Source organism: Candidatus Protochlamydia naegleriophila, assembly GCF_001499655.1.
GTDB lineage: Bacteria > Chlamydiota > Chlamydiia > Chlamydiales > Parachlamydiaceae > Protochlamydia > Protochlamydia naegleriophila.
Genome location: NZ_LN879502.1, coordinates 1,033,747 through 1,046,563 on the forward strand (window position 1 = coordinate 1,033,747; position 12,817 = coordinate 1,046,563).

A 12,817-nucleotide genomic window follows, 5' to 3' on the forward strand; every position below is an offset into this window, starting at 1 on the left:
TTATTAACCTTAAACAATGTACTCTATGTGATCTTCTTGGTTTTTAAAGAATATTTTAAGAATTTTTAAGTTTTGTTTTAAGAGGCGTTTTTTGGTCTACGCGTTATTTACTAATATGATTTAGTTTGCTATTATGAATATAGATAATTTAATTAATAAAAGTTAAAAAAATTTAGATGGGGTTTCCCTATGAGTACGCCTCCAATTTCACCTAGAGGTGATGTCCAGAGCAATTTTGAAGTGCCAGAGTTAGATAATCTGTCTATTGAGCCTGGCATCAAGCAGACGACAACCGAAAAGGCTCAAGAGACGCTTGACAAATCTGCCTCTCATTTTAGTGCATGGAAACCATGGACATGGTCAGCTCCAACTTGGCTGAAATGGGGGGAGTCCGAAAAAATCCCTTCTAAGGGGCGAGATGATATAAAGGAAGATCAGCTAGATGACGAGTTGGATTTGGAATCTAAAGATTCAGAAGATGAATCGGATATGTCGGATGTAGAAGTATTAAATGATGTCATTGAATTTAAGCATGAAGTGCCTACAGTAGAGAGCGATTCAGATCTTCTTTTGAATATTGATGCAGAGAATGTGGAAGAAGAAAATCTAATCATTCAGCCACGGCCGCAGAGGTCTGCAAAGCAACCTAATTTAACATCGACGGCAGAAAAAACTGATCAGACCAGCTATTCCCATTTATGGGGCGTGTTGAACGCGGTTGGATCGGGTGTTTTGACAGTGGGTTCTGCGGTGAAATCAGCTACGACTTATGTTGCCAAAAAAGGTAGTAAGGTCGCTTTTAAAGCTTACGCCTCTTATTTTGTCAATAAACAGGATAAAGCCAAGTTGCTAAGCACTAGTCACCAACGCATGATTCTGGCTGGAGCGGGGCCACAATTTGTAGAGCTGTCTAATTTTGTAAGTGCTTTATTGGAAGGGATTGCCAAGAATAAAATGGACTCCATTCCTCTCGATCCTCACGCCGTTAAAGACTTGATCGATATCAACATTGCCAATGCATTTGCAAATCTTGCTGTCCAAATGAAGCAAAATAAAGACTCCATTCACAATTTTGATAACCAGCCTGCGCTGGCAAGCATGATCTCCTTATTTGTAAAGAAGGTAGAGGCTCACATCGATCCTGCTAGAATGAGTCAACTTGAGGAGCAATACCGAGAACACCGCAAAAAGCAAGGAAATCTCCTTAAAAAACTTTTTCCAAACTTGAACAATGAACCCGAGAAGCAAAAGATCTTAAGCGAGTGGGTTACCACTGGGAACTTATCTGATAATGGTCGAAAAGTTCTTTTTCCAGAGTTCGAAGAACTTTCAGAGTTCGAGCTAAGTTATTTGGATGGGGAGTATGCCGAGTCAGATTTAAAAAATCGTTGGGAGGACGCTAGTTCGTTGATGCGGAGCATGGAAACTGCTCATAAGCGACACCTCGAGCTTAAAACTATTTTCAAGCCCGTGATCGAAGATGTTCTGGCTTATCTTTTACCCAATAGAACCAATGACATCATCGTTCCTTTTTCAAGCATTTTAAACATTTCGTTCGTCCAGAATTATCTCTATAATAAGGGAAGCGACATGCTGACCGAAATGTTGGTTAAAGCCTATAATCCACTGGAAAATGATGCAACACGCCGTCATGGATGGGAAGCGATCGTGCATGCTCGCGTAGGTGATGTCAATATTGATGGCATAATCGATGCTCCTGCATCCTTACTTGTGAATGGCGCCAAGACTTACATCCAGGCAGATCCAAGTGTTGTAGATCGAGTGGAAGAGGCGCTCACCAATGCCTTGAAGAAACAGCAAGATCCAAAGACAGCAGAAGCTAAAGAAACGCTATCTAAAGAAGGTATCGTTGCAAAAATGTCTCAGGGGCAGCTAGCTAGCTGGATTGTCGAGTCGGCTCAAGCACTCTTGCACACTGAAGATCCGCATGTATTAAAGGCGGGTTTGTTTGTCCAAGATGTTTTGCATAATTTAACCTTGGCTTTAGTGGCTCAAGGATCGGCTCTCGTTATTTCTGATGAACAGCCAGTAGAGCAAGATAAGTTTATTAAGGAATTAGTTGATGGCGCCATTGCCAAATTTAAGTCTTTGCAAACGGGTGAAAGTATTCCCGACCAGTTTTGGATAGATTTTACTAAGCAATTGCCACTGCCAGCGGAAGTTATTGAGTATTTTACTCCCAAACTGATAGAGCAGGCGAAGAGCTTGCAGAAGACTTTGACGGAGTCGGCTCCTGACATTCAAGTGATTCAGTCTCTTCATGCAACAGTTGTTGAAAAGGTACAAACCTACAAGGGTGGAGATCAGTTCTTGGCCATTAGCCAGGCTATCGCCGATCAAGTGGTAGATGGCATTCTCGCCAAGAATATCGATCTTGCTTCGTCGTCGGAAGCTTTAGGTGCCACGCTTGAGGAATTGTTCAGCGTTTATTTGCCAGATGTGAAATTTGACAATACACTGAAAGAGTGGTTCAAAAACAATGTAAGTGCGCTTGGAGTCAAGGAAGGGGAGCAAGAGACAGGATCGGCCATTTTACTTAAGCAAGGGGTTCAAGCAGGAATTCTAAAAGCCTTAATCAACACTATTGAAAGCAATTTTAAAGATGATGGTGAAGATTATGCTGCTCAACTACTTAAGAATATCCATCAGGCCTTCGAAAAAGCACTTCCTGAGTTTACAGCCGAGCAAAAAGTCATTATGCAGGCGGCTCTTGGTATACAGGGCTTGATCCAATCCAACGAGCAGAAGATTGCAGAGCTGCGCAAATTGATGGCAACATTGCCAAGCGATATTGAGCCTACTCAGTTGCAATTGATTCAAAACTTCTTGCAAGCGACTGCGCGTGGAGTGCGTGCTGATAATTATGTAGAAAGCCTGACAAAGGAAAAGTTTAAAATTTTTGAACAGCTCAATGTTAACTCTACAGTTGTTTGGAATGACGAACAACTTGGCCGTGTCCGTGAAGCGATTGCCTTTCGTAAAGGGATTCAGCCTCAATTAGAAATTGAAAAAGAAGCGCGCGGCCTCGTTTCTGACTTAGCCGCATTAAAAATTCTAAGAGCAAAGCTGATCGATAAGAGCGAAAGCATTCAAGATCCAGTCGAGCTCAATCAAATCCAACAGCAAGCGGCTCATTGCGAAGTGCTTATCCGCCTCTTAGAGCTTCCTAAAGAAAGGCTGAAATTAGTGTCTGATGCATTAAATATTGAAAAAACACTGGAGCATGCAGCTAAGGAACTGGAATATATTCTGGCTGATATCGACCAGAAAGAAAAGCTCATTAGAGTTGAAAGCAGAAAAGTTAATTTGCCTAATGCAGAAGCATGGAAGGTGGCTTGTGACTGGATGATAGGCGTCATGACTGCCCAGGAAAGAATCAATGAGCTGACGCGTGAAAATAAGGACTTGATTGCTCAGTTGGATACCCACTTGGAAGTATTCAGAAATCTTGCGCAAGAATTGTCTATTCTTTTAGGGCTAGATCAAAAAGAAAAGCTCCAATTGCCAGAATCTGTTCAAGATAAGCTTTGGAAGCATATTGAAGAAGCCAAGAAAACTCAATTGGCTCGCCTGTTATTCGAGCAAATTACGCCAATGATTTTACCAGCCATAGAGGCTGACAGCAACCGCCAAAAACTTGGCCAATTGGGCGATGGAGGAGGCTTGCTTGCCAAACTTGCTCAAGCAGCATCCAAAGGTCTTGTAAAAGAGATACCGAACCTGATTACGAGCTATAGACCATTTGCTCAATCGGTTCTAATCCTGGCAGGCATTGAAAATCCATCTAATGAACAGATTGTTGAGATGGAAAATGCTCTCAATGGAGAGATGTTAGATCTTGGCCGCAGCTTGCTTACTTTCGATACTCTTAAACCACACTTGAAAGGTGAGGTAGCTGAAGAAGAGTTGCAACGCCTTGCGCAAGGGCTATTCTCGATTATTAGAGATGAAGGATTAGTAGAAGCTCGTGTAAGAGAGGTACTGGCTGCAGGAAATCGAGACATGGATGCTGAACTCTTGGATAAAAAAGCGCATCAAGTGGCTGCTAAGCTGCGCCATTTCCTCATTCAGCTAGGCAAAACCGATCTGAATTCCGATTTGGTCATTCAAGCCTACGAAAAAGCTACGGATACAGATTTAGAGGTAGAGGCTAAGATTGCTCTTCAAACGGCTTTGAAAGATCAGCAAGTAGTTGAAAAGATTAAAAAAGTTCAGTTTACACCTGAGCGGATTGCCGAATTGCTCAATGATGCGATTCCTGGCGCTACTAACTTGCACGCCTTGATGGCACCACAACTTCAGGCAGTCTTGTCAGGAAGCGATCCTGCTTTCCAAGCTAACTGGGGGCTTGTTGAGCGTTATGTGGAAGGAATGCTGCTGGCTGTTTTTGTCAAACTAGCAGAAGTCAATGATGGTGAGCAGTCTCTAGAAGCTATTGCAGGAAAACTGAAAGAGTTGATTCAAAATCCAGCCTTCATTAGGGGTAAGAGCCGTGAAGAGGCTGCCCAGCTCATGATCGATGAGCTTATGGTAAATGTTCTTGGTATTAAATCTGAGAGGGATTTGCCAGGCGTTCCTGGAGCTGTTCAAAAAATGGCTTATGATGTCATTAAAGAACAAGCTTATCTCCAGTTGAGTCCATTGCTTTTCCCGGCTATCGAAAAAGCAAAGAATAAAGAAAGGGTTCGCCAGTTATCCGGATCTAAAATGTTTGGCAACTTGGCAACAGCCATTTCTAAAGATATCTTTAGTTTAGCGCCGGTTGTTTTCGGAAGTGCGCGCCCTATTGCGGAGCGTATCTTTGTTGACTTGGCAGAGCGGGCGCCGACTTCGGAAGAGTTGACAGCGTTTTCTAATAAGCTCGTGGAATTGGCTGGGAATCTAACTGAGCAGCCTTTAACAAGTGAATTATTAGCGGAAGCTTTCTTAAGCGCAGCTCCTGTCCAATTAGACAACGAAGAGGAAGTTAAGGCTGATTTAGTCAGGAATTTAGAGGAAAGAGGCTATGCAGCAAATATTCGTACCGTATTAGAGCAGTTGTCTACCATTCAGGCCACGCCAGAAGAGTTGACAGAGTCGCTGCAGCAGGCATTGCCCCAGATTGACAATGAGTTAAAACAGGAGCTTGCTGACAAGCTTCATGCTGTCACACGTCCTGGAGAGGCTGCTTATAAAGATTTATCTGGATTTGCATCTGAATATGTGGAAGGGATGATTCTGCGCTTGTTTATGCGCATTGCGGAGAAGAATCCGCCAGCCGATGGCAAAGACAGCTTAGTTGTTTTGTTAGAGAATTTATTGGCTGTCGTCGAGCGTAAGTTTCAAGAGGCTAAAACTCTTCGGGATATTGAGGGTGTGCAGCAATTGCCAAGCACGGTCCTGATAGCTCAAGAATTAAACGATGAAATATTTAAAGACATCTTGGGGATCGACTCTGAGGATGCCTTAAATGGTTTGCCAGAGCCTATGAAGAAACAAGTGTATGATTTGCTAAAGGACCAGTTAGGCCAGTTAGTGCTGAAGATTCATGAGGGCATTCATAAAGCAGAAGAGACTCTCTCTGCCGGTAACGTCAAAGAAGATCTGAAGCGTTTTGGAATAGATCAGGCTTCTCAAGAGGCCTACGCAACAATTATAGCACGCGATGTGGCTCATGTTGTCATTGGCCAGGCTGTTCCGCACTTTTTAACCAAATCTGGTGATAATGGAATACGAGTTGTCAATCAGATCGTTAAAGGGGTAGATGAGTACTTGGAAGAGTTGGCAAGAGGTAATGTCGAAGTGGCTCGTGTGTTGCTCAATTACACGCGCGCTCCGGCTTTAAAAGGAATGCTGCAAGATCAAATGGGAAGAGTGGCGCAATCCACAAATCTGCCTGAAGAGAAGATGAGAGCAGCCAATTTTGTCAACGATCTTGTTTTAGTCAACCTCAATAGACTATTTGCGAAAACAGTCGACTTTGAGGAGGCTGAAGGGGCTCAATTCAATCGCAAGCTAATGGGCAATATCTTACTTGTCGCGACTAATCACATCAAGACATTGAATGAAGCTCAAAAAATGGCTAAGGCCGGAGGAAGAGCCAATATTGCTCAGGCTGATTTCCTGGCGGCTGCAGGCGGCAGATTGCATTCTGCCATTCCGGTCCAGCCTATTACGTATGATCGGTCAGTTGCGCTTATCAATGAAAGGCTGCTTGGCATTTTAACTGTCGAACAGCAGGCTCGCTTGAAAGAGGAATTGACCAGTTTGATGAAGCAAGAGCTTAAGGGGGATCTCGTTTTCACTCATAAAATCTTAATCAAGAAGATTGAGGACATTCGAGGCGAGCCTTTAAGTAAAGCCGCTAAAAAGCGTTTGGGTAAACTCCAAGACGGAAAATCTGTTAGAGATGTGATTCGGGAAGAGGCCAATGCGCATCAGCAGCAAAGAAAGGAATTCTTTGGAGATTCTGCAACTAAAACATTGTTGAGTGTCATATTCCCAAATGGCAAAAACGATTTGGATTTTATTGACGAGGCATTAAGAAAGCCTGTATGGCAGGCTCTTAAAAAAGATATCTTTCCATCAGCAATCAATCAGATCGTCGAAACGGTCTTAGAGGAATCAATGCTCAAAGAAATCGTTTCAAGTTCTTTAGATTCGACTCTTGAGACTTTGAATGGGGAAGTCGAGATTGATTTTAGCATCCCTGATGATCCTTCATACGATCAGCTTGACCATGTGTCTGGCGAATTTATGAGTGCCCTGATTGATATGCTCGAATTGCCAGCCTTGATCAAGAAGCAGATAAAGAACCCAAAGACTGGAGAGATTAATCCTTCGGTTAAGGAATCTCTTGGTGCATCGCTGAGAAAGCAGTTTGATGGCCAGTTCATTAAAAAAAGCCTGGAAAAGGCTTTGGAAAGTGCCGCTAAGCGCGATCCTGTAACAGGAGAGCCAACCATCAAGTTTGATGCTTCTACAGGTGCTGAAAAAATTGCGAAAGATGCGAGACGTATTCCTGAACTCGATGCGAAAATTAAACAGCAAACTTATGATGTGGCAGATGCCAGTGTTACCTATTTCATTAGGAGCACATGGAAGGCGGCACAGTATAAGTTCGATCAACTCGTTGAAAAGGCCTTTGGGAAAATAGGCAAAAAATTCAAGAACGCCTTAGATGCCGTATTTGGATTCATCTTCTTTAAGGTGATTGGAACAGTTCTTGGATTCCTCTTTACCCAGTCGGGACTTGAAGCGTGGCTGAGGAAAAAGTTCCATGAGTTTCTTTCTCTCGATGCAAATCGTGAAAGAATTTTAAATTGGTTCACGAAAATACCTGAAGGGCAGCCTGTTGATACTCATGTTCTTGCGAATGAAGATCTGGTTTATAAAATAGCCGGTGTCTTGCAAGAAACTGTTGAAGAAACTCTAAGAGAGCGAAGAGTGACTCCTTAAGAACATTAAGTAGCTAGTCAGCCGCTTTAACAAAATAAAATAGGCAATTTTTTGAAAGAAAGGTTGCCTATTTTTTATTTGTATCTTTCAATGATTTTGCAGCAACTTCTCGGGCAATTGTAGAAAATCAACTTATTGAATTTTGTGAACACCTTTAAGTCGAGTTTTTTAATTTACATCGCGTTTCAAGCTATGCTAAACTTTTTCCAAATTTAAGAGTGAATGTACATGCAAGAAGAGAAAAACAAGACATTTAAGATCGTCACATTGGGTTGCCGTACCAATCAATATGAATCGCAGGCGTATCAAGATCAATTGATTGCTTTAGGCTATACACAAGCCGGGGAAGATGAAGCGGCTGAAATTTGCATTGTCAATACGTGTACCGTCACCGAATCTGCAGACAGCAGCAGTCGCCATGCGATCCGTCAGTTAGCGCGTGAAAATCAAGGAACTCAATTATTGGTTACCGGATGTTTTGCTGAAAGACAGCCGGATGTGATTAAGCAAATCGAAGGAGTGGCTCACGTTGTTCCCAACAGCGAAAAAGAGCATCTGCTGGCCCGCATTTTTCCGGAAGCCGACCTTCCTGAATTTTCCATTACCCGGTTTGAGTCGCATACGCGTGCATTTTTAAAGGTTCAGGATGGGTGTAATTCTTTTTGTACTTACTGCATAATCCCTTATGTAAGGGGCCGTTCGAGATCGCGCACAGTCGAAGAAGTGATTCAAGAGGCGAAAGCATTGCTTGCCAATGGCTATAAAGAGATTGTCTTAACAGGGATTAATATAGGTGATTTTGACGGTGGGGTAGCAAAGGAAGAAGAGCCGGTCCGATTGGCTGAGCTCATCCGCCTAGTCGATCAACTCCCTGGGTTGGAGCGTTTGCGAGTCTCTTCTATCGATCCAGACGAAGTGGATGATGACCTTGCAGATGCAATCCTCAATGGTAAGAAGACATGCCATTCGATGCATATTGTGTTACAGTCGGGCTCTAATGTTATTTTGAAGCGCATGAATCGAAAATATACGCGACAGATCTTTTTTGATACCGTGGATCGGCTTCGTTCAGCGAGCCCCGACTTTACTTTTACAACGGATATCATCGTTGGTTTTCCAGGTGAAACGGATGTTGACTTTGCTGATACCATCGAGGTGATGCAGCAGGTTAAATTTGCCAAGGTTCACATGTTTCCATATAGTGATCGTCCTCGTACTCGTTCGGCTCTTATGCCTAACAAAGTTTCACCAGAGGTCATTCGCTCGCGCAAGCAAGATGTGTTGCGTATAGCCGAGCAGACGGCTTTTGAATTGCGAGAGCTTTATGTTGGGCGGCGCATGTGGGTTTTGACTGAAAGCATGGATGATACACGACTGGGCGAGATTTCGGGCCATACGGAGAACTTTTTGAATGTTTGGGTTCAAAGTGATGCATTGCGGTCCAATCAGCTCGTAGAGGTCGAGCTCGTTTCCAATACGCCAAGCGGTTTGATCGGACGGCTCATCTCTAAACCCCACCCCCTCAAACTAGTAAAGGAAAACATTGCATGACCTTTTCAATCGCAGAACGGCTCCGTCCCTTTAGTCATCAGCCAGGAACTTTTTGCTTGTTACCGGGCACTGCTTATGCTGTTCAAGTGTTTCCTACTTTGCTGCGTTTGTTCCGCTTGGATGGCTCTTTTCCTGAGCTTTTGCGCGAGTATCACCTTGTTTTGAAAGGGCCTTTTAAGGACTTTACTGTGCAAAAGGACCTGGAAAAAGGAGTCATTCGGGTTTGGGGGGAGGCATCCTGCGGTTTCATCCGCTATGAAATAGAGGCTCAAAGAGAAGAGGAAATAGCCTTTTTTCTTGATAAGGCTCCTCAGGGGCGTTTGATTATGCAGGACAAAGAGGATGAGCAATCGGTTTTAATTCACCAGCCTGTCGACTTGTTAAACCTCAGCAATGGCTTGCAAATATCATTGCCTGCAATCAAGCATGCCGGACACGAGAGGCTGTCTTTAGGTAACCATAAATCACAAGATTGGGATCTTGTTAAGCGCCGTTTGGATTTAGTTGAAATATTTCCCGTTTGGCATCGGCTTAGTCAATGGATTCCTTCTTTCCCTAACCGCTCAATCGAATCCGGGATGCAGCGCCTATTGCTTAAATGCGAAGAAACAATCAATCACAATCGACCTGATGAGAGTGCTTCATCATGGACGCAGCTTTTTCAAGCCGCCTTTCAGGGGATTTTAGTCCCTTTTTGGCATGATGAATACTTTCAAGGGATTGTTGATTCCGCGTTTCCTATCGTCGATCAGTCGCCATTGGTTATTTTGAAGCAAGGCATGCATCTCATGCGACGCCATTTTATTGAGCAGCAGCAAAACGTAGTGACCCTACTGCCAGTTCTACCTCCAGAGTTGCATTGCGGTCGTTTATTGAACGTCCAGTTGGATGATAAAGGGACTCTAGACTTGGAATGGACTAAAAAGGTCATTCGTCGCGTTTCTCTTCATTCTCATAGTGATCAAGAGCTTGTTTGCCACTTCAAAAAAACCGAACGTTGCCGCTTTAGAAAAAATGGTACGGAAAAAGGGGTGTGGATTCGCTCTGGTGAGCGGCTTGCTCTAGAAAAAAATTGTCATTACCTCTTTGACAATTTTAATTAATCAAGTAAGATCTAGCTATGATTGAATGTCTTGCCAGAAGCATTTTAGCTTTTTGCATTAACAGGTTATAACGCGTGATGATGACTATGCAGCCGACTGAATTTGAACCCCATTTTTACGACAATTTACTTCGCATTATTCAAATGATTCACCATCAACCCCATACGATTTTAGGGCTTCATCCTTTTTTTGGAGGGTCTAAAGTGATCCATTTGTGGAGGCCAGGCGCCCAGCAAGTCTTTATCGAAGTGTTTGGAGATCTGATTGAAGCTAAGCGCATTCATGAAGAGGGGATCTTTGAATGTGTAGTGCCTGGGCATACAACGGCTTTGGACTACCGCGTTTTTCATCAAAATGGATTGCTTGCTTACGATCCTTATGCGTTTCTACCAACTTTTGGGGAAATGGATCAGTACCTGTTTGGGAAAGGTGTTCACTATGAGCTCTACGAGTGCATGGGGGGAAGGCTTACGACTCATGGTGGCGTTAGCGGCGTTAAATTTAGTGTATGGGCTCCTAATGCTAAAAGCGTTTCGTTAGTCGCAGACTTTAATTATTGGGATGGCCGAGTTAATCCTATGCGCGTCATGGGCTATTCGGGTATATGGGAATTGTTTGTTCCTGGCATTGGTGAGGGAGAGAAGTATAAATTTGAAATTCACACTCAGCAAGGCGAAAGAATTCTCAAATCAGATCCTTTTGCTTATTCCTGCGAGTTGCGCCCGGCCACCGCTTCAGTGATTGCCAATATTGAGCGCTTTAAGTGGCAAGATCAGGCGTGGATAGAAAAGCGTACGAGTGCCAATTTGACATCTGCTCCCATGAATGTCTACGAGGTGCATTTAGGCTCTTGGAGAAAAAGGGGAAACGATTTTCTCAATTACCGGGAGCTTGCACACGAGCTTGTTGCCTACTGTTTAGACATGGGGTTTACACATGTGGAGCTTCTGCCCATTCAAGAGCACCCTTTAGATGAGTCTTGGGGCTATCAAGTATCTGGATTTTATGCCCCTACCAGTCGTTTTGGAACCCCGGAAGATTTCCAGTACTTTGTCAATTATTTTCACAATCACCAGCTCGGAGTCATTTTAGACTGGGTTCCTGGCCACTTTCCGATGGATGCTTTTTCGATTGGGCGTTTTGACGGTTCGGCCTTATATGAGCATGCCGATCCTCGCCAAGGTTATCATCCTCACTGGCACACGCACATCTTTAATTTTGGACGCCACGAAGTATCTAACTTTTTGATAGCCAATGCTCTTTACTGGTTTGAAGTCATGCATATAGATGGGTTGAGGGTGGATGCTGTTGCCTCAATGCTGTATCTGGATTATGGACGTGAAGAAAGTGAGTGGATTCCGAACGATTTTGGCGGTAAGGAGAATTTGCAAGCGATTGAGTTTATCAAACATCTCAACTCAATTGTCCATTCTCGCTGCCCCGGCGTCTTAACCATTGCAGAAGAGTCTACTTCTTTCCCGGGTGTTACTCATTCGGTGGAAAGTGGAGGGCTTGGATTCGACTTCAAATGGAATATGGGGTGGATGAATGACACTCTTCGCTATTTCTCCAAAGACACGCTTTTTCGCTCCCACCACCACCACGATTTAACATTTGGTTTGATTTACGTTTTTTCAGAAAAATTCATTTCTGTCCTGTCGCATGATGAAGTGGTTCATGGCAAGCGAAGTTTGCTTAGCAAAATGCCGGGCGACATGTGGCAGCAATTTGCCAATTTGCGCCTTCTACTAAGTTACATGATTTGCCAGCCAGGCAAGAAGCTGCTCTTCATGGGGGCTGAGATTGGGCAGTGGAATGAGTGGAATTGTAAATCGGATCTCGAGTGGTTTTTACTGCAATTTCCGACACATCAAGGAATCCAAAATTTTGTTAGGGATATCAACCATTTTTATCTTAATCACCCAGCCTTTTGGCAAAAAGATTGTACCCATGAGTCGTTTGAATGGGTTGATTTTGCTGACATTCAAAACAGTGTGATTAGTTATCTTCGCAAGAGTTCTGAAGAGAAGCTACTTTGTGTTCACAATTATACACCGCTGTATCATTCAGACTACGTTCTTCATTTGAGCCAGTTTCAGAACATTGAAGAAATTTTCAATTCCGATGATCAAAAATATGGCGGATCAGGCAAGCATACTCATCCAGAAGTCATTAAAGACGCGGCTGGAAAAGTCATTGGAGTCCGCTTAGCTTTAGCCCCTTTGGCCACGATGATTTTTAAGTTGGTATAATTCCAACCTCTGCGCATATGCAATGCGAATTTTACCCTAAAGACAGGCTTATCTTTCGACTAAAAATGCATGGGGCTTGCCCCATGATCCTTGCATAATGGAAAAGTGAGGCGCTTATCTATGAGAAGGCCTGACAATGGATGCCCAGGGAATATTCTATGTGAAGCAAATTCTGGCTGACAGCAGCCTATGGCCCCAGGAGAGATTTGAATGGCAAAATTGTTGCAGAATAAAAAATGTAAATGACCTACAGCTTATGTTGAGGCTCGTTGGCCAAGAATAACTATGGCTGAAAGACTAGCGCATCGCGCCGATTGAGCTATATCACCAAGATGCTATATAAATAGCTTACAAAAAGTTGGGAGTGATTTTATAGCAAATAGCAACACTCTCTGATCCGTTAATTATAGCAAAAAAAGTCCTGCTTCATGCAAATGTGAGTCGCCATTCTTT

Annotated in this window: 4 protein-coding genes; all 4 read left to right on the plus strand. The window is 43.4% G+C overall.

What is annotated here, in order from left to right; all coding sequences use genetic code 11:
- Positions 1–189: 189 nt before the first annotated feature.
- On the plus strand, positions 190–7,458 hold the full coding sequence (locus PNK_RS04245; protein ID WP_059060513.1) for a hypothetical protein: 7,269 nt from the start codon (positions 190–192) through the stop codon (positions 7,456–7,458).
- 228 nt (positions 7,459–7,686) lie between these two features.
- Positions 7,687–9,009: a tRNA (N(6)-L-threonylcarbamoyladenosine(37)-C(2))-methylthiotransferase MtaB gene (mtaB, locus tag PNK_RS04250; protein ID WP_051982030.1), complete on the plus strand. Its 1,323-nt coding sequence runs from the start codon at positions 7,687–7,689 to the stop codon at positions 9,007–9,009.
- Entirely contained in the window at positions 9,006–10,112 is a 1,107-nt protein-coding gene (locus tag PNK_RS04255; RefSeq protein ID WP_059060515.1) for a hypothetical protein, read from the plus strand. Before mtaB ends, PNK_RS04255 begins: the two co-directional genes overlap by 4 nt.
- 77 nt (positions 10,113–10,189) lie before the next feature.
- On the plus strand, positions 10,190–12,364 hold the full coding sequence (glgB, locus tag PNK_RS04260) for a 1,4-alpha-glucan branching protein GlgB (RefSeq protein ID WP_059060517.1): 2,175 nt from the start codon (positions 10,190–10,192) through the stop codon (positions 12,362–12,364).
- Positions 12,365–12,817: the final 453 nt, after the last annotated feature.